This is a genomic window from Mesorhizobium sp. WSM4822, assembly GCF_055811155.1.
Genome location: NZ_JBVVQM010000020.1, coordinates 48,374 through 70,833, shown reverse-complemented (window position 1 = coordinate 70,833; position 22,460 = coordinate 48,374). Strand labels below are relative to the sequence as shown.

General features: G+C 62.7%; 27 protein-coding genes. 15 read left to right on the top strand and 12 right to left on the bottom strand.

Annotated features, from left to right (window positions below):
* Positions 1-9 precede the first annotated feature (9 nt).
* A complete protein-coding gene (locus AC0L3E_RS31645; RefSeq protein WP_473606496.1) occupies positions 10-918 on the bottom strand; it encodes an alpha/beta fold hydrolase in 909 nt (302 codons plus the stop codon).
* Positions 919-1,011: 93 nt separating this feature from the next.
* Here AC0L3E_RS31645 and AC0L3E_RS31640 point away from each other — a divergent pair, with 93 nt between their 5' ends.
* Positions 1,012-1,632 carry a CGNR zinc finger domain-containing protein gene (locus tag AC0L3E_RS31640; protein WP_473606495.1) on the top strand — a complete coding sequence of 207 codons (621 nt, stop codon included), beginning with the start codon at positions 1,012-1,014 and terminating at the stop codon, positions 1,630-1,632.
* 49 nt (positions 1,633-1,681) lie between these two features.
* On the opposite strand, the gene AC0L3E_RS31635 is transcribed toward AC0L3E_RS31640, so the two are convergent.
* Positions 1,682-3,190: a winged helix-turn-helix domain-containing tetratricopeptide repeat protein gene (locus AC0L3E_RS31635; protein WP_473606494.1), complete on the bottom strand. Its 1,509-nt coding sequence runs from the start codon at positions 3,188-3,190 to the stop codon at positions 1,682-1,684.
* A 230-nt stretch (positions 3,191-3,420) separates the two neighbouring features.
* Here AC0L3E_RS31635 and AC0L3E_RS31630 point away from each other — a divergent pair, with 230 nt between their 5' ends.
* Positions 3,421-3,675, top strand: a complete 255-nt coding sequence (locus AC0L3E_RS31630) for a DUF1127 domain-containing protein (protein WP_127318578.1) — start codon at positions 3,421-3,423, stop codon at positions 3,673-3,675.
* An 82-nt stretch (positions 3,676-3,757) separates the two neighbouring features.
* Here AC0L3E_RS31630 and AC0L3E_RS31625 read toward each other — a convergent pair whose 3' ends face one another.
* A complete protein-coding gene (locus tag AC0L3E_RS31625) occupies positions 3,758-4,111 on the bottom strand; it encodes a winged helix-turn-helix transcriptional regulator (RefSeq protein ID WP_128309195.1) in 354 nt (117 codons plus the stop codon).
* Between the two features lie 117 nt (positions 4,112-4,228).
* On the opposite strand from AC0L3E_RS31625, the gene AC0L3E_RS31620 reads away from it, so the two are divergent.
* Positions 4,229-5,125 (top strand): NAD(P)-dependent oxidoreductase, encoded by an 897-nt coding sequence (locus AC0L3E_RS31620; protein ID WP_473606493.1) that lies wholly within the window; start codon positions 4,229-4,231, stop codon positions 5,123-5,125.
* Between the two features lies 1 nt (position 5,126).
* Positions 5,127-5,519, top strand: a complete 393-nt coding sequence (locus tag AC0L3E_RS31615; protein WP_256747516.1) for a hypothetical protein — start codon at positions 5,127-5,129, stop codon at positions 5,517-5,519.
* Between the two features lie 27 nt (positions 5,520-5,546).
* Here the strand turns inward: AC0L3E_RS31615 and AC0L3E_RS31610 are convergent, their stop codons facing one another.
* Positions 5,547-6,857, bottom strand: coding sequence for a hemolysin family protein (locus AC0L3E_RS31610; protein WP_127272177.1), 1,311 nt, complete (start codon positions 6,855-6,857; stop codon positions 5,547-5,549).
* A 75-nt stretch (positions 6,858-6,932) separates the two neighbouring features.
* A complete protein-coding gene (locus tag AC0L3E_RS31605) occupies positions 6,933-7,847 on the bottom strand; it encodes a LysR family transcriptional regulator (RefSeq protein WP_473606492.1) in 915 nt (304 codons plus the stop codon).
* A gap of 127 nt (positions 7,848-7,974) precedes the next feature.
* Between AC0L3E_RS31605 and AC0L3E_RS31600 the strand changes: the two genes are divergently transcribed.
* Complete coding sequence (locus AC0L3E_RS31600) at positions 7,975-8,997, top strand: zinc-dependent alcohol dehydrogenase family protein (RefSeq protein WP_473606491.1); 1,023 nt, start codon at positions 7,975-7,977, stop codon at positions 8,995-8,997.
* A gap of 12 nt (positions 8,998-9,009) precedes the next feature.
* Here the strand turns inward: AC0L3E_RS31600 and AC0L3E_RS31595 are convergent, their stop codons facing one another.
* The gene (locus tag AC0L3E_RS31595) at positions 9,010-9,717 is read right to left on the bottom strand and encodes an LssY C-terminal domain-containing protein (RefSeq protein WP_473606490.1); all 708 of its coding nucleotides are present in this window, start codon (positions 9,715-9,717) and stop codon (positions 9,010-9,012) included.
* Between the two features lie 110 nt (positions 9,718-9,827).
* On the opposite strand from AC0L3E_RS31595, the gene AC0L3E_RS31590 reads away from it, so the two are divergent.
* On the top strand, positions 9,828-10,541 hold the full coding sequence (locus AC0L3E_RS31590; protein WP_473606489.1) for a gamma-glutamylcyclotransferase: 714 nt from the start codon (positions 9,828-9,830) through the stop codon (positions 10,539-10,541).
* A gap of 12 nt (positions 10,542-10,553) precedes the next feature.
* On the opposite strand, the gene AC0L3E_RS31585 is transcribed toward AC0L3E_RS31590, so the two are convergent.
* Positions 10,554-11,360 (bottom strand): extensin-like domain-containing protein, encoded by an 807-nt coding sequence (locus tag AC0L3E_RS31585; RefSeq protein ID WP_127270418.1) that lies wholly within the window; start codon positions 11,358-11,360, stop codon positions 10,554-10,556.
* 172 nt (positions 11,361-11,532) lie between these two features.
* Here AC0L3E_RS31585 and AC0L3E_RS31580 point away from each other — a divergent pair, with 172 nt between their 5' ends.
* A complete protein-coding gene (locus tag AC0L3E_RS31580; RefSeq protein ID WP_128309344.1) occupies positions 11,533-11,802 on the top strand; it encodes a hypothetical protein in 270 nt (89 codons plus the stop codon).
* Between the two features lie 30 nt (positions 11,803-11,832).
* Here the strand turns inward: AC0L3E_RS31580 and AC0L3E_RS31575 are convergent, their stop codons facing one another.
* Together AC0L3E_RS31575 and AC0L3E_RS31570 are read right to left on the bottom strand one after the other, a co-directional pair.
* A complete protein-coding gene (locus tag AC0L3E_RS31575) occupies positions 11,833-12,915 on the bottom strand; it encodes an extensin-like domain-containing protein (RefSeq protein ID WP_473606503.1) in 1,083 nt (360 codons plus the stop codon).
* Positions 12,916-13,101: 186 nt separating this feature from the next.
* The gene (locus tag AC0L3E_RS31570) at positions 13,102-13,527 is read right to left on the bottom strand and encodes a DUF3775 domain-containing protein (RefSeq protein WP_013530064.1); all 426 of its coding nucleotides are present in this window, start codon (positions 13,525-13,527) and stop codon (positions 13,102-13,104) included.
* A gap of 141 nt (positions 13,528-13,668) precedes the next feature.
* Between AC0L3E_RS31570 and AC0L3E_RS31565 the strand changes: the two genes are divergently transcribed.
* Positions 13,669-14,208, top strand: coding sequence for a tetratricopeptide repeat protein (locus AC0L3E_RS31565; RefSeq protein WP_128309347.1), 540 nt, complete (start codon positions 13,669-13,671; stop codon positions 14,206-14,208).
* Between the two features lie 270 nt (positions 14,209-14,478).
* The gene (gene greA / locus AC0L3E_RS31560) at positions 14,479-14,952 is read left to right on the top strand and encodes a transcription elongation factor GreA (protein ID WP_013530066.1); all 474 of its coding nucleotides are present in this window, start codon (positions 14,479-14,481) and stop codon (positions 14,950-14,952) included.
* A gap of 241 nt (positions 14,953-15,193) precedes the next feature.
* Here greA and waaC read toward each other — a convergent pair whose 3' ends face one another.
* From waaC to rfaD, 3 genes are read right to left on the bottom strand one after another with little or no spacing between them, the layout of a single operon-like run.
* Positions 15,194-16,183: a lipopolysaccharide heptosyltransferase I gene (waaC, locus tag AC0L3E_RS31555; RefSeq protein WP_128309787.1), complete on the bottom strand. Its 990-nt coding sequence runs from the start codon at positions 16,181-16,183 to the stop codon at positions 15,194-15,196.
* Positions 16,180-17,187: a lipopolysaccharide heptosyltransferase II gene (gene waaF, locus AC0L3E_RS31550; RefSeq protein ID WP_128309788.1), complete on the bottom strand. Its 1,008-nt coding sequence runs from the start codon at positions 17,185-17,187 to the stop codon at positions 16,180-16,182. The genes waaC and waaF overlap by 4 nt, the downstream gene beginning before the upstream one ends.
* A complete protein-coding gene (rfaD, locus tag AC0L3E_RS31545) occupies positions 17,160-18,128 on the bottom strand; it encodes an ADP-glyceromanno-heptose 6-epimerase (RefSeq protein WP_128309789.1) in 969 nt (322 codons plus the stop codon). Before rfaD ends, waaF begins: the two co-directional genes overlap by 28 nt.
* Positions 18,129-18,277: 149 nt before the next feature.
* Here rfaD and AC0L3E_RS31540 point away from each other — a divergent pair, with 149 nt between their 5' ends.
* The 6 genes from AC0L3E_RS31540 (at position 18,278) to AC0L3E_RS31515 (ending at position 22,458) form a co-directional block, all read left to right on the top strand.
* Positions 18,278-18,514 (top strand): type II toxin-antitoxin system Phd/YefM family antitoxin, encoded by a 237-nt coding sequence (locus tag AC0L3E_RS31540; protein WP_127269900.1) that lies wholly within the window; start codon positions 18,278-18,280, stop codon positions 18,512-18,514.
* Complete coding sequence (locus AC0L3E_RS31535; RefSeq protein WP_306462371.1) at positions 18,507-18,920, top strand: hypothetical protein; 414 nt, start codon at positions 18,507-18,509, stop codon at positions 18,918-18,920. The genes AC0L3E_RS31540 and AC0L3E_RS31535 overlap by 8 nt, the downstream gene beginning before the upstream one ends.
* 36 nt (positions 18,921-18,956) lie before the next feature.
* Positions 18,957-19,589, top strand: a complete 633-nt coding sequence (locus AC0L3E_RS31530; RefSeq protein WP_473606488.1) for a LysE family translocator — start codon at positions 18,957-18,959, stop codon at positions 19,587-19,589.
* 143 nt (positions 19,590-19,732) lie between these two features.
* Complete coding sequence (gene rfaE1 / locus AC0L3E_RS31525) at positions 19,733-21,226, top strand: D-glycero-beta-D-manno-heptose-7-phosphate kinase (protein WP_473606487.1); 1,494 nt, start codon at positions 19,733-19,735, stop codon at positions 21,224-21,226.
* Positions 21,227-21,233: 7 nt separating this feature from the next.
* Positions 21,234-21,806 (top strand): D-sedoheptulose-7-phosphate isomerase, encoded by a 573-nt coding sequence (locus AC0L3E_RS31520; protein ID WP_013530074.1) that lies wholly within the window; start codon positions 21,234-21,236, stop codon positions 21,804-21,806.
* Positions 21,799-22,458 (top strand): HAD family hydrolase, encoded by a 660-nt coding sequence (locus tag AC0L3E_RS31515; protein WP_127381715.1) that lies wholly within the window; start codon positions 21,799-21,801, stop codon positions 22,456-22,458. Before AC0L3E_RS31520 ends, AC0L3E_RS31515 begins: the two co-directional genes overlap by 8 nt.
* Positions 22,459-22,460 lie beyond the last annotated feature (2 nt).

Genomic DNA, 22,460 nt, shown 5'->3' with positions numbered 1-22,460 from the left:
CGTCGACGTTCAGCGCCCTGCAGGTTCGCGAAATACCCCAGTCTCCACCTCGTGGATGAAGTGAGCGATGAGAGCCGCGCATTGGCGATGATGCGTTTCGAGAAGCATGTGTCCGCTCTCAAAGACATGGATTTCGACTGCGTCGAGGTCGCGGCTGTAGGCCATGATCTCGTCCAGCGCGAAGAAGGCGTCGTGCCGTCCCCACAGCACGAGGCATGCTGGCTGTTGGTCGCGGAGATAGGCTTGGATGGCCGGGAAGCGCGCGATGTGCGAGCCATAATCGGTGAAGAGTTCGAACTGAATGTCGGTGTTGCCGGGCCTCGCCAGGCGCTCCGTATCGAGATACCAACCCTCGGGCGGAAACAACACCTTCAGACGCTCGGGGAGACCGCCGATATATTGGTTTCGGGTCCCCTCGAAATTCATCCAGTCCGGCAGTTTGGCGCGGTTTTCTTCAGTCGGTTCGGCGAAGAATGCCTTCGGCGCGTCCCATTCCGGTCCCAGCCCCTCGTCATGAGCATTGCTGTCCTGCGCGATCAGGCCGAGGATGCGATCCGGCTGCCGTGTGGCGAGATGGTAGCCGACAGGCGTGCCGAAGTCAGTGACGTAGAGGAAGAATCGCTGGATGCCGAGGGCCTCGACGAAGGCTTCGATCGTGTTGGCCAGGTTCTCGAACGTGTAGTCATAGGCATCGATGGAAGGGGCGGACGAAAAGCCGAAACCGGGCAGGTCCGGCGCCACCACATAGGCTGTCTCCGCCAGCGGTTCGATGACATTGCGATAGACGTGCGACGAAGTCGGATATCCGTGCAGCAGCAGGATTGCCGGTCTGCCGGGGGTGCCGGCATGACGGTAGAAGATGTCGAGGCCGTCGACATTGATGGTTTCGTGGTAGGTCTTGTAACGATTGCTGCACATCCTCTCTCTCCCAGTGGTCCGCGCCGACCTGGCGGTGCTATGGGTTTGACACCACATATCCCTGTGATAGTGGTTACATCATGTAACCGTATAATGCGGTTGATGAGGTTATGTTCCATGGGCGATGCATATACCGAATGGGTGCCGGATCACTTCATCGGCGGGCATCCCGCTTTGGACCTGTCGAATGCCGTGTTCGACCGGCGGGCGCCGGCAGCTGATAATGAACTGTTCAAGTCCGTCCGGGATGTTGCGAACTGGTTCAACGCCTCAGGGCTTGCCGACGATCGCCAGGCGCAGGCCGTTGCCGAGATAGCGGACGGGCGGTTCGTGGAGCGCGTCCGCGAAGTGCGGGAGGCGTCATTTCAGGTTTTCGAGCCAATCGCCGCGGGCAAACCGTCTGCGGCCGAACCGCTTGGCCTGTTGTTCTCGCGCACGGCAAGCTCGCTTGCCGCCGGCTCCGTCGAGCTGGATCGCACCAGGCCGGAGCTTGCCCTTGCCCGGTGGCGGGACCCGGACGCCGTCACCGCGTTGCTGGCCATGCTGTCCATTGAAGCGTTCTTCACCCTGCCGCGCGACAGGCTGCATTCCTGCCCTCGCTGTGGCTGGCTTTTCCTCGATACGTCGCGAGGCGGCAAGCGGCGCTGGTGCAGCATGCGCACCTGCGGTAACCGCGAGAAGGTCTCGCGCCACCGAGGTCATGCCCATGCCTAGACCCGGGTTAGCCACGTCGCTTGCTGCGGGCAGGGCGGATGCCGGCGCGTCACTCCGGAAGACCGGCCTTGCGAAAACCATCGACGAAATGCTCGAGCGTAGCGGCGTCGCGGAATGGCTCGGTCGTCGCCCAGTGATGGGTTGTGAAATGCGGGTTGCCGACGAGGAACAGTTCAGCCTCAGCGCGCGCCTCGTCGAGCCGGCCGAGTTGGGCCAGGCTGGCGGCCAGGAAACGGCGTGAGCTTGTGCGATAGGTCTCGTCACGGCGCAACGTCTCGATAGCGGCTTGGTAGTCGCGCGCTGCATATTGCGCCTGGCCGAGCGTCAGATAGTACCAGCTCGCTGGAAACGGGTTCAGCCGGAACGCCTTGCCGATGTGCTCGAGGCCTTCTTCGACCCGTCCAGCCAGGACCGCGATGTCGGACAATGCCGCCCAGGTGTCGGCCTCGTTCGGGTCGAGCTCGATCGCCTTGGCGAATTCCGCATCCGCTTCAGTGAAACTGCGCTCATAGGCAAGCAGATAAGCCAGGATCCAGCGACAGCCGGCATCGTTGGGATCGATCGCCACGGCCTTGCGCGCCAGCTCCAGGGCAACGCTGCGGGCAGCCTCGGTTGGTCCGCCCCAATGCACCCGTCCCATCCAGTGGTTCATGGCAAGCCAGCGATAGGGCTCGGCGTAATCAGGATCGAGCGACACCGCGCGCGTCAGCATCAGATGCGCTTCCTGCGCCATCTGCGGCGAGTCGTCGATCAGCTTGCGCGCCCGCACGCAGAGGTCATAGGCCTCCAGATTTCGCGGCCGATTGCGCGGCGGCGGCGCGCGCAGCCGGCCAAGCAGCGCTTCCACGATCTTGGCCGTCACCTCGTCCTGAACGGCAAAGATATCGTCCAGGCCGCGATCGAAGCGTTCCGCCCACAGATGATCGCCGCTCATCGCGTCGACCAGCTGTGCGTTGATGCGCACGCGCCCCGCGGCGCGTCTTGCGCTGCCTTCCAGCAGGTAGCGCACGCCAAGATCCCCGGCGATCTCGCGCACGTCCATCGCTTTTCCCTTGTAGGCAAAGGTCGAGTTGCGGGCGATGACGAACAGGCCGGAGATCCTGGACAGGTCGGTGATGAGGTCTTCGGTCAATCCGTCCACGAAGGAATCCTGCTCGGGATCGTTGCTGAAATTGACGAAGGGCAGCACGGCTATCGATGGTTTGTCGGGCAGCGGCAAGGGTTTTCGCTTGGCCTCGCCGAGCTGTTCGACGGCCCCCGTGAAACGGTAGCCGACGCGCGGAACGGTGGATATCCATTCGCCGTTCTCGCCGACAGGACCAAGCAGCTTGCGCAACTGCGCGATCTGGACGGTGAGGTTGCCTTCCTCCACGGCCGTGCCCGGCCATGCAGCGTCCATCAACTCGGCCTTCCCCAAGATTTCACCGGGCCGCCCGACGAGTGCTGCAAGCAGGCTCAGCCCGCGATAGCCAACGGCAACGGGGACGTCGTTCCGAAGCAGCGTTCCCGCACCCGGATCAAGCACGAACGGACCAAAGGCAAAACGCGATCCCTGCATAGGCGCATCTATAGAGCAATTCCAGGAAAAGTGTGAAGCGGTTTTCTGTTCGGAATTGCGTCAAAACAAAGGGTTAGAGTAGTTTGCCGGTTCCGTGAGCCGGTGAACTGCTCTGGCTCGTTTGGAAGTTTTGAGAACTATTTGGGAGGGCTTAATTACGGCGCCGTCCGTATCGCGCAGAATTCAACCTCATCGAGAGCCCCAGGCCCTCAAACCATATGGAGGTTGCCATGACCAATACACTTGCATCAGCCCAGCGTTGTGCAGCGCGACCGGGAACGCCCGTGCGGCCGGCATCGCGCCGGCTCCTGAAGACCCTGCGAAGCATCATAGCGAGTTGGCACGATCGGACCTGGCGCGAACGGATACGCTTTCGCTGGCAACTCAGGCAGATGTCGAAGGACAATCCGCATCTGATCGACGATATCGGCCTGACGATACAGCAGGTCGAGGGAGAGATCGCCAAGCCCTTCTGGGAACGATAGAGCGAATGCCGCAATTGCGTCGGGCGTCAGCGCACCGCCTCGCGATGGGCGCCCAAACCGAGGTCGCTTTGGGCGACATGCATCAGAGGGCATCCATATGTACGCCATTGGCAATCTGAGTGCAGCCGGGCAGGCCGAATTGCTCGGCCCACAGACATAGTGAACCTGCTGCTGCGTTGAGCGCCGCGCCGCGTTCTGTCAGCGAATAGACTACCTTCGCTGGAACCACGGAGAAGACCTTGCGGTCGACAAGGCCGTCCGCCTCCAGTTCTCGCAATTGTTGCGCCAGCATCTTTTCACTGATGCCAGAAAGCGCCTGTTTCAATCGACCAAATCTGCGCGACGCCGTTCCGAGCTCGCAAAGGATATCTACTTTCCACTTTCCTTCGACCATCCTGACGGCCGCTGCAAAGCCATTGTCCGCGGAATTGTTCATCGCGCGTTCCTTACCTTCTGGTGACCACTTACGCCCGGGTGCGTATCGCGCGCCGCTCGTTTTGACATACCTCTCAAGACGATCACAGCAAAACGCGGTCTGACGCCGCCAATTGATATGGAGTGTGGAATGAAGCTTTCAATCACGGTTATTGGAACGGGCCGTATGGGCTCGGCGCTCGCCGGCAGCCTGCTTCAGTCCGGATACCCGACGACTGTCTGGAACAGAACCAGACAGAAGACCGATCCACTCGCCAGGCTGGGCGCAATCGTCGCGCCCTCCGTCGAGGAAGCCGTGAACGCAGGCGAGATCATCATTGTGAATGTCAGCGACTATGAGGCGACAAAAGCGCTTCTCCACAGTGACGCCATCGCCTCAGCCATTCGCGGCAAGCTGATCGTGGAGTTGACTTCCGGGACGCCAAATGGCGCACGGGAAGCCGCTGAATGGTATAGGGAGCACGGCGCAAGCTACCTTGATGGCGCGATCATGGCGACGCCGGATTATATCGGCACGGACGCCGGAACCATCCTGCTTGCCGGGCCAAGGGCGGCTTTCGACACGAACCGCGATGTGTTTCGCGCTTTGGGTGGCAATGTTCAGCATGTTGGCGAAGAACCAGGGCGTGCGAACGGGCTCGATAGCGCACTACTGGCTCTCATGTGGGGCGCTCTGTTCGGGACGCTCCATGCGATCGCCGTGTCGCAGGCCGAAGAGATCGAACTCGGTGAACTGGCGCGGCAGTGGTCCGCGACGGCGCCGGTCATTGACGGCCTGGTGACCGACCTCATCAAGCGGACGAGCGCTGGCCGATTTGCCAGCGATAACGAAACGCTCTCGTCGATCTCGGCGCACCACGGCGCAATGCAGCATCTGTTGGAGTTGATGCAGTTCCGCGAAATCGACCGTTCAATAGTCGATGGTTATGATGCGATATTCAAACGGGCCATAGCGGCGGGCCACCTGCACGATGATTTCGCCGCGCTCTCGCAATTTCTGGCGACAGGGAAGTAGCATGCCTTTGACGCATCTCATCGATAAGTATTGTGCATCGTGGTCCACCGAAAACGCCGAGAAGCGGCGGGCGTCGCTGTTATCGATCTTGAGCGATGGCGCGACGTATACCGATCCAACCGTTCACGCCGTTGGTGCCGAAGAACTTCTAGCCCACATTGCAGGAATTCAGAGCGAGTATCCGGGTGCATGCATTCTGCGGACCAGCAACGTCGATGTTCATCACGGCGTCGCGCGCTTCGCGTGGAAGTTTGTGATGCCTGACGGTTCGTCTTTACCCGAGGGCCTGGACATCGCTTTTCTGGATGAGGAGCAGAAACGGATAACGCGCATCATTGGCTTCTTCGGTTTGTTGAAACCAGCTCGATCTCTGGCAGAGGGCGGCGTCAGCTAACCGGTCAAGAGCTGACATTCGAACATGTCAGCGCACCGCCTCGCGTTGGGCGCCGGGCAGGCGGGTGGCGATCAGCTTGTCGATGCGGCGGCCGTCGAGATCGACCACCTCGAAGCGCCAGCCCTGCGCGTCGACGCATTCGCCAGTCGCCGGCAGATGATGCATGTGCGACAGCACATAACCGGCGACGGTTTCGTAATCGCGGTTTTCCGGCAGGTCGATGCCGAGAATGTCGGCCATCTCGTCGGCCTGCATGTAGCCGGCGAGCAGCCACGAGCCGTCCTCGCGCTTGACCGCGTTTTCCTCATCGCCGGCGTCGGTGTCGGCGCGGAACACGCCGGTGATGGCTTCCAGAATGTCGGCCGGGGTGACGATGCCTTCGAAATGGCCGTATTCGTCATGCACCAGCGCCATCGGCACGTCGGATTCCTTCAGCTTCTGCAGCACATCCAGCGCGTCGGCCTGGTCGTAGACGATGGGGGCTGCGCGCACATGCCTGCGCGGGTCGAGCACGCGGCCGGCAAGCAGTGCGGCCAGCACGTCACGCGTCTGGACGACGCCGACCATGACGTCGACGCCGCCGTCGCCTGCCGGCAGGCGCGAATGCTGGGTTTCCATGAGCAGCTTGCGGATGGCCGCCTCGTCGGATTGCAGATTGATCCAGTCGACTTCGGTGCGCGGCGTCATCACCGCGCGCACGGCGCGGTCGCCAAGCCGCATGACGCCTGCGATCATGCGCCGCTCGTCGGATTCGATGGTGCCGTGATGCTCGGCCTCGGCGACCAGCATCTTGATCTCCTCATCGGTGACCTTCTCCTCGCTTTCGCCGCGCTGGCCGAGCAGCCACAGGATGGTGCGGCCGGAGAAATCGAGCAGGAAGACCAGCGGCGCCGAAACGGTGGCGAGGATGGTCATTGCCGGAGCGACCCTGGCGGCGACCCGCTCTGGGTCGCGCAAGGCGATCTGCTTGGGCACCAGTTCGCCGACGATCAGCGAGAAATAGGTGATGATGGCGACGACGATGCCGACGCCGAGCGGATCGGCGACGGTCTCGCGGATGCCGGTCGAGGCCAGGAACTGCGCCAGCCGTTCGCCGAGCGTGGCGCCGGAAAAGGCGCCGGAGAGGACGCCGACCAGGGTGATGCCGATCTGCACCGAGGACAGGAACTTGCCGGGATTGGAACCCAACTCGAGCGCGCGGCCGGCGCCATTGATGCCGCGGTCGATCATCGCTTTCAGGCGGGCCGGTCGCGACGAGACGATGGCAAGTTCGGACATCGACAGAAGGCCGTTCACACAGATGAGGACGACCACGATAGCGATTTCTACGTATAACATGAGCGGTCAATAGCATTGCGGCGCGGTCTTCGAAAATAGTCCGACGTGATTTTTGAGAAATGACCGGCATTTCGGTCACGCGGCATCCCAGGGCGGCGTCGAAAAATGTTCGACGAGGGCGTCGACGACAACCCGTACCTTTGGCGTGAGCGCGCGCGTTACCGGCCAGACGGCATGCACGACGATGTTCTCGACCAGGCAGTCCGACAGCACCATTTCGAGATCGCCGCTTTTGAGGCTGTCGGCGGCCAGCCATGTCGGCAGGAAGGCGATGCCGCAGCCGGCGAGCGCTGCATCCAGCATCGGTTCGCCATGGCCGAGAACGAGTCGCGCCTTGGGCATGAAGGTTGCGAGATGGCCGTCGGAATGCCTGATCACCCAGGGCCGGACGATGCCCTCGCGACCGTAGCCGATGACGCTGTGATCGGCGAGATCCTCGACCGATTGCGGCCGGCCATGCCTGTCGAGATAGTCGGGAGCCGCGCATATGGCCGAGCGCTGGGCGTAGAGGCGCCTGGCCGCAAGCGACAGGCTGTCGTCGAGTTCGCCCATGCGGATCGCCAGGTCGATGCCCTCCTCGATCAGGTCGACGCGGCGGTCATTGAAGGAGACTTCCACCGTCAGGTCCGGAAATTTCCTCGAAATCTCGAACAGCACGGGCGCGACGCAGCGTCGGCCGAAGGCCAGCGGCACGTCGATCCGAAGCCGGCCAGACGGGACCTGACGGCGCGAGGCAAGCAGCGACTGTGCGGCTTCGATCTCGGCAAGGGCCCGGACGCAGGCTTCATAATAGCTGACGCCTTCGCTGGTCGGGCTGAGGCTGCGGGTGGTGCGGTTCAGCAAGCGAACGCCGAGTCTCTGCTCCAGCTGCGCGATCGATTTGCCGATCGCCGACTTCGTCACATGCAGCCGCTCGCCGGCGCTGGTGAAGCTGCCGGCCTCCACCGCCTGAACAAACGCGACGATGCCTTGCAGGTCGGCCGTTTCCATGGCGATTTCCTATTGTCGACTTTTAATCCGCAATCAGTGTCAAATTATACCGCACGGAAGCACTATTTTCTATAGTCGAAAGGCATAAATGTCTCGCCTGGCATCAACGCACGGAGCGCGACACGACATGAGCACCCCAATCAACAGATCTTGGCAGATGAGCGGTTTTGGCCTGTCGAGGCTAAGCCAGGTGGAAGGCAAGGTGCCCGAGCCAGGGCCGCACGATTTGCTGGTGCGGACCAAGGCCGTGTCGCTCAACTACAAGGACAAGATGATCGTAGACGGCGTGCTGATCCCCGACCTTGCCTTTCCCTTCGTGCCGACATCCGACGCGGTGGGTGAAGTGGTGGCCGTCGGCAGTGCGGTCAGCCGCTTTCAGGTCGGCCAGCGCGTGCTCGGCCAAGTGATCGCCGATTGGCCGGATGGCGACGCACCGCCGCTGCTGCATAAGCACACGCTGGGCTCGTCGCTGTCGGGCATGCTTTCCGACCATGTCATCTTCGGCGAGGACGCCGCGGTGCTGGCGCCGCCATCGCTCGGCGATATCGAGGCCGCGACATTGCCGATCGCAGCGCTGACGGCCTGGTTCGCCATGGCCGAAGCGACCAGACCGGTGCCGGGCCAGACCATTCTGATCCAGGGCACCGGCGGCGTGTCGCTGTTTGCGCTGCAGTTCGCCACCGCGTTCGGCCTGCGCGCCATCGTCACCTCAAGCAGCGATGAAAAGCTTGAGCGGGCGAGAAAGCTCGGCGCCTGGCAAGGGATCAACTACCGCACGCAACCGGCCTGGGATGAGGCCGTGCGTGAGCTGACGAATGGGCTGGGCGTCAACCACGTGCTGGAAATGGTCGGCGGCGATAATGCACGGCGATCGCTGAATGCGCTCGCCGCCGACGGTCGGCTGTCGATCATCGGCCTGTTGGGCGCGATGGAGCTCAGCTTCCCTATCATGCCCTTCATGCGCAACCGCATCACCGTGCAGGGCCTGTCGGTTGGCCATCGCCGCGCCTTCGAACGTATGAATCAGGCGATCGAGGCGCTGGCGATCAAGCCGGTCATCGACAAGCTCTTTGGCTTCGACGAGGTGCCGCAAGCCTTGCAGCATCTGGAGAAAGGGCCGTTCGGCAAGATCGTGATCACCACGAACTGACTTTTGCGATGGTCAGGGCAACTGCTTCAACACGCCGACAATTGCCTCGCCATCCGTGAAATAGGGATCGCCGCCGCCATTGCGTCCCGTACTGGTGGCGCCGACGCCCGATATATCGCTGGTCGAGATCAGCGTGCCGGCGGTGGCCAGGTCGCGCATCAGGAAATCGCGCTCGGCGTCGATGTCGGGGCCGATATGGTGGGTGACGGCGCCGGTGTCGTGGCTGAGGCCGACGCCGCGATCGAAGCTGGCCGAGCCCAGCCACAGCGGCCGGCCATCGTCGCCGCTTGCATCGGTCTGCCAGAAGCGGACATGATGCCGGCGGTCGGCGCTGAGGCCCTCCGGCTTTTCGAAGGCGAGATCCTGGGCGCGGCCATCGAACAGCAGCCTGCTGACCGGCGCATCGGGGTAGGGGTGGTCGAACAGCACGCTTTCACCGATCTCGATCGCGGTCTTCAGGGTCACGGCGTCGGCGGTGTCCCAGCCGGCGACGGCAAAGGCGTGGACCACCTCCTTCCGCGTGCCGACAAGGCCGACATTGATGGGATCGCCCGGAATGCCTTGCGGCGTGTGCGTCACCATCTCGAAGCTGTGCTTGCGAAAGCCGCGATCGTGAAACGTCCAGAATTCCGGTGCGGCGAAATAGGCGAGCGCCAGATAGGCGGTCAGCAAGGCCGCCACCCAGATTGCAACGCGTCGCCGAAAACTTCGCTGGCTCATGAACGCCGCCCGATCCGTGCGGTATCTGTTGCCTGACGGACCCTGGAAATCAATGGCCAGCAGCGCGCCGCCGGTCTATCGTGGGCCATCGTTTCCTCGCGGGGGCAGCAATGGAGCGGAAGCCGGCAGGCCGCAAGCCAATGGCGTTGACCGCCGAGCTTGTCGCGCAAGTTGAGCGTGTCGAGCCTGATCCCGGGCCAGAGCCCGGAACCAGCGAGCACACCGATGTGGAGTTCGATGGCCTGGTCGAAAAGCTGCTTTTGCAGCATCGTCCCGAGACGCTTTGGGTCTTTGCCTACGGGTCGTTGATCTGGAACCCCGAATTCGCCTATGTCGAGCAGCGCCCGGCCACGGCGCCGGGATGGCACCGCTCGTTCTGCCTGAAACTGACCCGCTGGCGCGGAACCCGCGATTTGCCGGCCCTGATGCTGGCGCTCGATCGAGGCGGCAGCTGCAACGGCATCGTCTATCGGCTGCCCGCGGAAGATCATTTCGGGCAACTCGGCCAGTTGATGCGCCGAGAAATCGATGCCAACCCGCCAACCAACGTGCCATGCTGGATCAAGGTCAAGACCAGGGACGGGCCGCTGCGTGCCTTGGCTTTCGTCGCCGCGCCGTACGGCAGCGCCTATGCCGGCCGGTTGCCGTTGGAGCAGGTTGCCGACACGCTGGCGCGGGCTGCCGGTCATTGGGGCTCTTCGGCGCAGTATTTGTTCAGGACCGTGAGCAAGCTTGAAGAGAGCGGCATCCGCGACCGGAATCTCTGGCGCATCCAGGACTTGGTTGCACGGCAAATCGCCGCTTCAACCGGTGGCGCCGATTAGGCTGATCTCTCCCTAACGGCAGGCGCGATAGCCGTTCTTGCGATTCTTGATGTCGAAATGGAAATGGTTGCGGTGGTCGTAGTTGTAGCCGGGGCCGAGCACGGTGGTGAAGTACTGGCAGCCGTCGGCGCGCACATTGTTGAGGAAGCCGCGGGTGCGGAAGGCGAACAGGCCGGGCTTGCGCACGTCGATGTCGTCGCCATTGTTGAGTTCGATGCTCATGACGTCGAGCGCATTACCCTTGCCGTGCTCGGACAGGACACCTTCGCCGGCAATCCTGCGGCAGGAATAGCTGGAGCCCTGGTGGATGGTCTTGACGCCGGAGAAATAGCGCCAGCGGGCGGAGGGGACGAGCTCGTTCTTCGTCCAGCCGGCAAAGGTGGCGGCCATGTCGCAGGTCAGGGTTGCGGCGGGTTTCATCTGGATGTTGCCGATGGCCGAAACCTTGACCGGATAATCGATGCCGCACTGGCCTTCATGGATCGGCGCCAGGTCGGTGTAGGCGACATCGAGACGCTTCAATTGCTGCCGGCAGTCGGTTTCGCTGGCCGGCATCTGCTCGACGGGCGACATCGGCTCGTCCATGCGCGGATAAGCGGCCTGCGTCATGTATGGATTGGAAGGGACAAGCTTCTGCATGCCGGCATATTGCGGCACGGCAGCCGTCTGCGCGCCGACGTCGACGGCTGGCTGCAGCGACAGCACACTGCCGGTGTTGCAGGCGGAAAGCGCCGCGAGCGCCAGGCCGGCGGTCAGCATTGCTGCATATTTTGTCTGGCGCGCGGTGGCGAAAAACACGGCCCGAAATTTGCCGGCCATTGGCGGAATCCCGTTGATGGATATCCGGCATTTTAACGATCAAGGGTAAAGGAAAACTCAGCGCCCGCGTTCATGCCTGCGGCCGAATTGCGGCACGCGGATCATCGGCGAGGGCAATTCATCTTCGAAAAGGCGCCTACTAGTTTTATAATAATTGCGGTTGGAGGGGTAAATGTCGATCTGGCGTACGATAAAACGGTTCTTCACCGCCCGGGATCTGCGTGAAGTATATGTAACTTTACGCAGGAGTCCCTATTCGTTTGCCTTTCTTCTGAAGCTGGACAGGGATCAGCAGAAGTATGTTGTGGTTCAATTCCGGCATAAAAGTTTCGTCCAAGAGACTTGCAGCATGAGTATCGAAGATTTTGATGATTTTACACGTGGTGTTTTGATCATGAGGGCCGAGATCGACAAGCCGCTCCCGCCGAGCGCTGTGCAATAGATTTAGCCCAATTCCTGAGTGCGCTTTCGGCTATTGGCAGAACGTCCCGCCATGCCGTCTCGGTTCGAGATCGAGATGGAAATGCAGGGAGTGATCGGCATCGGCGCCCGGACCGAGCACCGTCTTGAAGGGTCCACAGGCGGCCTTGCGCACGGCATTGAGGAATTTGGCGTCCTTCTCCGGCGGCGCCGGGCCGACCTCGATCTTCTTGCCGTCCGACAGCGTGAAGCTGGCGATGTCGAGCGCGTTGCCGAACGCGTGTTCCGACAGTTTTCGGGTGCCGTTGCGTGGCCGGCAGACAAAGGCCGATGCCTGGCCGATCGATTTCAGGTCCTCACCGAATTCGGCTTTCGCCGCCGGCTGGATGACATCGGCGGCAAAACGCGCCGTCGCCTCGGCCATCTTGCAATTGAGCTCGGTGCCGGGGCCGATGGCGACGGACTTTCCAAGGTTCTTCAGCACGATGGGGTATGGGATCGAACAGCCGATTTCGGGCTGGCTTTCCGCCTTGTGTTCTTCGAATTCGACGCCGAGCGTCTTCAGTCGTTCGCGGCAGGCGACTTCCTCGGCTGGCATTTTCTCGTCGGGCAGATCGGCCGAGCGCGGATCGGGCAGCATCTTCTTCTCGTCCGCGTCCGCCGGCTTTTGCGGCGGCTGCGGGCCAACGTTGGGCGGCTGAGCCTCGGGCTCCGCGATGTCGGGTTTTGGTGTCGGCGTTGGCGCGACCGCGGGCGGCTCCGGTTCGCTTTCGGTATCGGTTGAGGGTTCGGGAACTGACGACTCGGGGAGTGCCTGCTTTTCCTGGCGGGATTTTTCTTCGTTGGAACCTTCGGGCGCGCCGGTGGTCTTCGGAGCTTCCGTCTTCTGCTCCTGCGGCTTTGCAGTGTCAGCCTTCCGAGCGTCCGCCGGGCGCGGTTCCGGCACCGGAATGCCGGGCGCTGGTGCCGGAACAGATGGTCCAGGCACCGGAGCATCGGCAGGCAAGGGCAGCGGAGACTGCGTTTTCTGCTGTGCCTGCTTCGGCGTAACCGACCGATGTCTTCGTGGTTTCAGGCGCTTTCCGCCTCGCGGTTTAAGAGGCTGTTCGGCTCTTGGTGTCAACGGCTGCTCTATCCTCGGCGTCAACGGCTCGTGATGCCGATGGCGATGTCTCGCCTCGGCCGGCATCATCAGCAAGGCCGTGACGGCCATGACGAACAAGATCCTGAACGTTCGGGAAAAGATAAGCGACCCCATCGCCGTCAACGGCGCCGACGCAAGGTGGTTGCCTCGGCCGCATCACGAACGGTAACCGCTCCGTTACGCACCTATCGCTTCCAACCCTTCCTCCAGCCAGTCGGCGAGCAGTGGCATGCCAAGCAGGTATTTTGCGGTGCGCTTGTTGGCGCGTTCGCGCGCGGCCGCCAGTGCGTCCGCCCATTCGGTGGCGTCGTAGTCGCCGCGACCGACCCAGGCCAGCGCGATCAGTTCGGCTGCTTCATCGACATTGAGGTCGTTGATCAGCTCACGCAGCTCTTCCTCGGTCAGATTCTCGGAGCTTTCCTCGGCAAGGCCGTCATGGTGATGGTTGACATGGGACTCGCCGTCGAGCTCGACCTCATGCTCGGCGCCATCGGCATAGTCTTCATTGACGGCCGCACTCAGCGCCTTGGCCTTGAGGATGAACAGGCGCACAGTGTCGGGGCCGATCGAAAGCTCCCAGTCCTTTTCAAGCCGCCGCTGCAAGGGCCGTCTCCCTCAGGTCGTTTGCCGGATGATAGCGGATTTGCGGCATCCGTCACCTGATGTTCTCCGCACGCAATTTTCCGGGATGAAACGCAAGCCGACCGGCGTTAGTGTTGCATTCTCACCCTCCAGGAGGCTTCGATGCATAAAAGAGTGCTGATCCAGGTGGCGACTGCCCTTGTCGCGCTGCAGTTCCTTGCCGTTCCAGTGTTCGCCGCCGGCGGTGACAGTGGCGGCAGCGATCAGACGGTCACCCAATGCAAGAAGGGCGAAGTCTGGGACAAGAAGAAGAAAAAGTGCGTCGCACCCCAGGAGGGCATGCTCGACGACGACAGCATCTATGATGCTGGCCACGCGTTGGCGATGGCCGGGCGCTATGACGAGGCGATCGCCGTGCTCAGCCTTGCCGCCAACAAGCAGGATCCGCGCATCCTCAACTATCTCGGCTATTCGCACCGCCATTCCGGCCGCGTCACCGTCGGCCTCGGCTATTACGAGGAAGCGCTGCGCATCGATCCGAACTACACGCTGGTGCGCGAATATCTCGGCGAAGCGCATCTGCAGATCGGCGATCTGGCCGGGGCTCAGCAGCAGTTGATGGAAATCGAGAAGCGGACCGGCAAGGGTTCGCGTGAATATGGCATGCTGGCCGAGCAGATCGATCATTTCATGAGAAGCTGAAAAGATCCCAGGCTCTACCAAGCGGCCGCGAGCGATCGCGGCCGCTTTTTGTTGCCCCCAGCCTCATTCACCGCCCTGGCTGATGAAAACGGGGATGATTTTAGCAAAACCGATTTTTGGGCGTGAAAAACCCGCTGACATTGCTATATTCAGGGAAATTGCGGTGAAACGGTTCCGTTAGCCCGAGGCTGCCGGACCCGTTTTCTTTTTGTACCCATCGACAAGGCTTTCCCCGAAACGCGGGGGTGGCAGCAGGAAAGGTCAGGCATCATGAACAAGGTCCCGATGACAGGCGAGGGGTTCGCGTCATTGAAGGAAGAACTGCGTTGGCGCCAGCAGGAAGAGCGGCCGCGCATCATCGAGGCGATCTCCGAAGCGCGCTCGCATGGCGACCTGTCCGAAAATGCCGAATATCATGCCGCCAAAGAGGCGCAGAGCCTCAACGAGGGCCGCGTCAACGAGCTTGAAGATTATATCGCGCGGGCCGAAGTGATCGACGTCAGCAAGCTCAGCGGCGACAAGATCAAGTTCGGCGCCACCGTGGTGCTGGTCGACGAGGACACCGAGGAAAAGAAGACTTACCGGATCGTCGGCGACCAGGAGGCGGACGTGAAGTCCGGCCGCATCTCGATCTCCTCGCCGATCGCGCGTGCGCTCATCGGCAAGGAAGTCGGCGACGCCATCGAAGTCAATGCGCCTGGCGGTGCCAGGGGATATGAGATCGTCCAGGTGCAGTTCATCTAGGGGATTTGAGGGGGCGCGGCTGCGATTTTTAAGCTGAGGTTTGCGCCGCCCCTCATCGCCCTGCCGGGCATTTCTCCTCGTATAGTGACGGGGAGAAAGATGCTCTCATCGACGATTTCGCCGATTTTCAACGTAGCAGAATAGACGCTGGCCTTGCGTTCAGCTCTCTTCTCCCCGTCGTTATACGGGGAGAAGGTGCCGGCAGGCGGATGAGGGGCAGCGCCAGCCTTTCCGATTGACGTCAATTCTTGCCAGCGTTGGCCTTGCCAAGGACCTGGAGTCCCGCCAGCCTCTCTGCCTCCGCCACCACCTCCGCCGGCATCACACGCTTCCCGGGCACTGCCAAAAGCGTCGACGCATATTGCCCGCGCGGACCCGTCAACCCGGGCTCGGTCGCCAGGAACACTGCAACCGTTGGCAGGCCGAAGGCGCTGGCGAGATGGGTCAGCCCGGTGTCGGCGCCGATGACCAGTTCCGAGCGGCCGATGAACGCAGCGATGTCGGCCAGCGGTGACTTTGGCACCACAACTGTCGATGGCACTGCCTTGGCAATGGCTTCGGCCACGGCCTTCTCGCGCTCGTTCGACCAGGTCGTGACCGGCGTTATCCCCCGCTCAATCAGGAGGCGCGCGGTTTCAATCCAGTCTTCGGCCGGCCATTTCTTGTCTTCGCGGCTGGTGCCGTGCAGCAGGAAGGCGGTTTTTCCGGCGATGCCCGCCAGAGTGCCGGCGGGCGGCACGATGCCGGAGTCCAGGGTCGAAAGATCGGGCTGATAGCCGAGTGCCAGCCCGAACAGCCGCCGTATCCGTTCGATGGCGTGCAGGTCGCGCGGCACGGGATAAGTGGCATCGTAGAACAGCGTCGCAGAAGGTTCGCGCGCGCTCGAACGGTCGAAGCCGGCAATGGGGGCGCCGGCCTGCCTTGCCACCAGAGCCGATTTCAGGAGGCCTTGCGCATCGATGACGAGGTCGTAGCGGCAATCTCGCAAGGTGCGGCGCAGGGCGGCCGCCTCGCGCCAGGTGCCGCTATCGAGCAGCGCCTTGCGCCAGCGCCGGATCGCCACCGTGTGGATACTGTCGATCGCCGGGTGAAGCGCGGCGATACCGGCAAATGCCTCTTCGACGCACCAGTCGAAGGACAGGTCCGGGCGGTGGCAACGGGCATCCTCGACGGCCGGAAAGGTGTGAATGACATCGCCCATCGACGACGTCTTGACGATCAGCACCTTCATGCCGCTGCCGGGATGTCCAGCAGCCGGTCCGCCGCTGCCGCGACTTGGCCGACTTCCAGCGTCTTCAGGCAGTTGAGGTGGCCGAGCGGGCAGACCTTCTGGTGGCAGGGCGAGCACGACAGGCCAAGCCAGACCAACTCGCGGCGTTCCCCCAGCGGCGGCGTGTTCTCAGGCGAGGTCGAGCCGTAGACGGCGACGATCGGCGTGCCGACGGCGGCCGCGACATGCATCAGCCCGCTGTCGTTGGACACGGCCAGCCTTGCGGCTGATATCAGATCGATGGCGTCCTCCAGCCGCGTCTGTCCGGCGAGATCTACGACGCCGGGGGCCAGGGCCGCGATCTCCGCCGTCACGTCGCGGTCGTTCTTCGAGCCAAACAGAGCAACCTTCAAGCCTTTGCCCATGAAATCGTGGGCAAGCCCGGCATAGCTTTCGCTGGGCCAGCGCTTGGCCGGGCCGAATTCGGCGCCGGGCATCAAGGCCACGAATTTCTGCGGCGCCAGCCCGAAACGGCCGAGCAGGTCGACCTGGTTTTTCGTGTCCACGCTAAGCCGTGGCGCCCGGAAACTACCGCCCTGGGCAAGGCCGAAATAGGCCTGCGCGGTGCGTCGTTTGATGCTGTCGGGCAATGGCACGATGTCGGTCAACAGGCCATAGCGCATCTCTCGCAAATTGCCGACACGGCGCGGAATACGGGCAAAGAACGGGATCAGCGCCGACTTCCAGCTGCCCGGCAGGATATAGGCCGTGTCGTAGCGGCCGCGCAGCAGCCGGCCGAAGCGGCGGCGATGGGTGAATTCGAGCGCGCCGGGTTTGAGCGGAAAGTCGATCTGCTGGCGGATTTCGGGCATGCGCTTGACCAGGGGTGCTGCCCAGGCCGGCGCCAGCACATCGATAGCGGCGTTGGGATGCAACTCCTTCAGCGCCGAAAACAGGCACTGCGCCATCACCATGTCGCCCACCCAGCGTGGGCCGATCACGAGGATCGTTGGGCTTTCAGCCATTCGACATAGTCTCTGACACCGGTTTCCACTGTCCGGAATTGGCCGTTATAACCGGCCGCGCGCAAACGGGACATATCAGCTTGCGTAAAGCTCTGGTAGCTGCCCTTGAGATGGTCGGGAAAGGGGATGAATTCAATCTCGCCTTTACCCAACGTGTCGATCACCGTTTCGGCTATGGCGCGGAAGGGCTGGGCACGGCCGGTGCCGCAATTGAAGATGCCGCTTGAGCCCCGTTTCCACAGCCACAGATTGACGTCGGCGACATCGCCGACATGGATGAAGTCACGGCTTTGTTCGCCGGGTCCGAACCCGTCATAGGCGCCGAACAGTTTCGGGTTCTCGCCTCGCTCGACCTGGTTGAACAGATGGAAGGCGACGGAGGCCATGGCGCCCTTGTGCGCCTCGCGCGGGCCATAGACGTTGAAGTAGCGCAAGCCCACGACCTGTGAATGGTCGGTATCGAAGGCGGTGCGCCCGGCGAACACGGTTCGCCTGACGTAGTCGTCGAACAGCTTCTTGGAATAGGCGTACACGTTGAGCGGCCGCTCGAGCGCGGGATCCTCGCGAAACTCCGAGCCGCTGCCATAGACGGAAGCCGAGGAGGCATAAAGGAAAGGCACGCGCAACGCCTGGCTTGCATGCAGCAGCCGTTTCGAGAAGGCGTAATTCACCTCCATCATGAATTTGCCGTTCCATTCGGTGGTGGTCGAGCAGGCGCCCTGGTGGAACACGGCCTCGATGCGGCCGAGCGAGCCGGCCTCCATGCGGTCCAGGAAATCGTTCTTGTCGAGATAGTCGGCGATCTTGAGATCGGCAAGATTGGCGATCTTGTGACCGTCGGTAAGGTCGTCGACGACCAGGATGTCGTCATGCCCTTCGGCATTCAGCGCGGCGACGATGTTGGAGCCGATCATGCCGGCGCCGCCCGTGACGATGATCATGAAGGGCCTCTGGTTGCTTGCGATTCCGGTCCTTATAGGGGAGGCTAGGCGGGCTGTCGACAAAGCCAGGCGCATGCGCCTGTCCTGCCACTTTTATGCGCTTGTCTGTTTTGTCTGTTTTGTCTATTATGGACAAAACAGGGTGTCCCATGAAAAACTATCCATCGACCGATCTGAAACAGAATCTTGGAGATGTGCTTGCAGCTGCCAGCCAGCAGCCGGTCTCCATCACTCGCCACAACAAGCCGAGATACGTCCTGATGAGCATCGAGACCTACGAAGCGCGCTTCGGCAACGACAGCCGCCGCGTCTACGCTGCGGAGGATGCCCCGACCGAACATGTCGAGATGCTCGAGGAGTACGCCGCGGAATTGGACCGTGATTAAACCCGCCGCTGCGGACGTCTGGCGATATCCATATCTTTGGCATCGTCAACACGGAGACGGCGAGACCGAAGGCCGGAAGTCACGGCCTGTGGCCTTTGTGGCTGTCGTTCCTGGGAAAGCCGGCGGTACGAACCTCTTCATCCTTGCAATCACTTCCACGCAGCCGGGCCGTGATCGCGTTGCCGTTAGCATCCCGGAAATTGAACGCCACCGTGCGGGCCTCGACCCTATGCCCCTTTGGGTCATGGTCGATGAGTACAATCATGATATCCTGGAAGCGTCGGCCTATTTCGAGCCGGGTGCGCGAATCGGCGCGTTCAGCCCGTCATTTCACAAGAAAATTATGTTCGCTTTTACTGCGGTTGTCCGCACGGGTCAGTCCAAAGCCATCCCGCGCGCGGACTGAATCGACAGAACAGAGCACGATCGTGAGGGACCAAAAATGCCATCGACCGAACTGCTCATCGCGTTTTTCGCCACCACGGCGATTTTCGCCTACATTCCAGGCCCGGCCATGCTCTATGCGGCCGCGCAGACGATGGCGCGCGGCCGCTGGTCTGGCCTGACGGCGGCACTTGGCATTCATCTGGGCGGCTACGTGCATGTTTTCGCAGCGGCTGCCGGGCTGTCGGTGCTGTTTCATGCCGTGCCGACGCTCTACCTGGCGGTCAAGCTGGTCGGCGCGCTCTATCTGATCTGGCTTGGCGTCTCGCTGTTTCGCAAGCGCGTGGAGGGCGATGCGGCGCTGCCTGCGATCGAGCGCAAATCGGCGCGGCGCGCCTTTTTCGAGAGCATCACCGTCGAGGTGCTCAATCCGAAGACAGCGATCTTCTTCATGGCGTTCCTGCCGCAATTCATCGACGCCTCGGCGGCGTTTCCGGTCTGGCTGCAGTTCGTCGTGCTCGGCACGATCGTCAATCTGATGTTCTCCTCGGCCGATATCGTCTGTGTGTTCCTGGCGGGCGCCGTGATCGGCCGTTTGCGGCGTTCGAGCCGCGCACAGCGGCTGATGCAACGGGCGGGAGGGGCTGGGCTGGTCGGGCTGGGCGTCCATGTCGCCCTGCAGAAGAGCTGACCGCCCGAGCCTGCCGGGATCATGCCCTGCCGTTGCGCTGCGTGAATTTGCGGTATATCGGCTTTGGCCATGAACGATCCGACCAGTCGATTGATGAGCACTTATGAGTTTGAAATCGGCCTTTTCCCTGTGTTGCCAGTGACATGATCAAGCACAATCCGCCTTCTCCCGAACCGTTGCACCGCGCCATTGCGCGGTTCGGCCAGGCCACTGTGCTGGTGGTCGGCGACTTCATCCTCGATCGTTTCGTCAACGGCGTCATCGAGCGGATCTCGCCGGAGGCACCGATCCCGGTGCTGCACGGGCGCGGCGAGACCTCGACCATGGGCGGCGCCGGCAATGTCGTGGCCAACATCGTTTCGCTCGGCGCTGCCGCTATTCCCGTCTCGGTCATAGGCACCGATGTGGCAGGCGATAGCCTGGTGCGGATGCTCGGCGAGCTTGGCGCCGATACGGCGGGCCTCGCGCAGGAGCGTGGTCGCATGACCTCGTCCAAAAGCCGCTTCAGCGCGCTCAACCAGCAGGTGCTGCGTTTCGACGAAGAGGAGATCAAGCCGCTCGGCGCTGCGGAGCGAGCCGGCCTGATCCGGCATTTCCGCGCCGCGCTGGCGCATGCCGACATCGTCATCCTGTCCGATTACGGCAAGGGCATCCTGCTCGACGGTGTCGCCGGCGACTTGATCGCCATCTGCCGCGAGGCTGGAAAGCCGGTGCTGGTCGACCCGAAAGGCCGCGATTACGCGCGCTATGCCGGGGCCACCGCCATTACCCCCAACCGCAAGGAACTCGGCGAGGCCGTCGGCCATGCGGTGTTCGCCGATGACGAGATCGTAGGTGCCGCACGCGAGCTGATTTCGGCACATGGTTTCGATTTCGTGGTCGCGACGCGCAGCGAAAAGGGCATGAGCGTGGTCGGCCCCGACGAGGCGCGCCACATCGCCACCCAGGCGCGCGAAGTGTTCGACGTTTCGGGCGCCGGCGACACGGTGATCGCGAGCTTCGCGCTGGCGCTGGCCGTGGGCGCCGATACGGTCATGGCCGCTTCGATCGCCAATGCCGCTGGTGGCGTCGTGGTGGGAAAACGCGGCACCGCGCGGCTGACGGTCGAGGAACTCACCGGCGCGCTGTTCCGTTCGCATGGGCCGACGGCCCACAAGGACGCCATCCTCGACGCCACGTCGGCCGCGCGCATGGTGGCGGCGTGGAAGGAAGAGGGCCTGAGCGTCGGCTTCACCAATGGCTGCTTCGACATCCTGCATGCCGGCCATGTCAGCTTGCTGCACGCGGCGCGCAGCCAATGCGACCGGCTGGTGCTCGGCCTCAACAGCGATGCTTCGGTGCGGCGACTGAAGGGCGCCGGGCGCCCGGTCAACGACCAGCACGACCGCGCCTGCGTGCTGGCAGCACTTGCCTCGGTCGACGCGGTCGTGGTGTTCGAGGAAGATACGCCGCTGGCGCTGATCGAAGCGCTGCTGCCCGACATACTGGTCAAGGGCGCCGATTACACCGTCGACACCGTGGTCGGCGCCGATGCCGTGCAGAAAGCCGGCGGCCGCGTTGTGCTGGTCGATCTCGTCGCCGGAAAAAGCACCACCAACACCATTGGCAAATTGCGCGCCGGCGGCACCACAAACTGAGGGTTTCATGTCCGACTTGAACGATTACCTTGTCCGCTCGGCGGCTGCCATATCAGCCATGGTCGAACGGGACCTGACCGGTGAGATGGAGCAGGCAGCGAGCGCGGTGGTGACGGCGCTTTCGTCGGGGAAGGCCCTGCTCATCGCTGGCAATGGCGGATCGGCCAGCGACGCCATCCACATTGCCGGCGAACTGGTCGGCCGCTTTCTCAAGGAGCGCAAGGCCTACAATGTCATCGCGCTGCCGGCCAATGCAGCGGTGCTGACCGCCTGGGGCAACGACTATGGCTTCGACACGGTGTTTTCGCGCCAGGTCGAGGCGCATGGCGCGGCCGGCGGCGTGCTTCTGGCAATCTCTACCAGCGGCAATTCGCCGAGCATCCTCGCCGCCGCCGAACAGGCGCGGAGGATGGACATGACGGTGATCGGCATGACCGGCGACACCGGCGGCAAGCTGAAGCCTCTGTCCGATATCCTGCTCAACGTGCCGTCGACCTCGACGCCGATCATCCAGCAGGGGCATCTGTGCCTTTACCATCATTTGTGCGAGGTGGTCGAAGCGCGCCTCAGCAATGGCTGATCCCACGACCTCTGGCCGCTATCCGCTGGCGGAGCCTGGCCTATGGGTCGAGCAGGTCGGCTCAAGAGTGTTCGCCGCCGGCTCGCCGGCGCTGTTCCTCGATCGCGACGGCACCATCAATGTCGATACGGGCTATCCGGATGATCCTGCCGAAATGGTGCTGCGCGCGGACATAGCCGCGGTGATAGCCGCCGCCAACCGGGCCGGCATTCCGGTCATCATCGTCACCAACCAGTCGGGCATCGCGCGTGGCTATTTCGGCTGGGGCGATTTCGCCGCCGTCAATGGCCGCGTGCTCGAGCTGCTGCGCGTCGACAATGCGTTCGTCGATATGGTCGTCGCCTGCGCCTATCACGAAGCTGGCTCCGGTGTGCTTGCGGTTGCCGATCATCCGATGCGCAAGCCCAATCCGGGCATGCTGCTGGAGGCGGCCGGGCGCCTCGGGCTCGATCTGCGGCGTTCGCTGATTGTCGGCGACAAGGAGGCCGACATGGAGGCGGGACAACGCGCCGGCCTCGCGCGGGGCTGGCTGGTAGACGGGCAAGCGGCTGTCCGATCGGGCTTCACAATTCGGCCTTGGTGCGAGCGCGCGGATTTCGACGGCCTGCTCGCCGCAATAGCTGCGCTTGGCACCGCCTCGGGCGCGCCGTGACG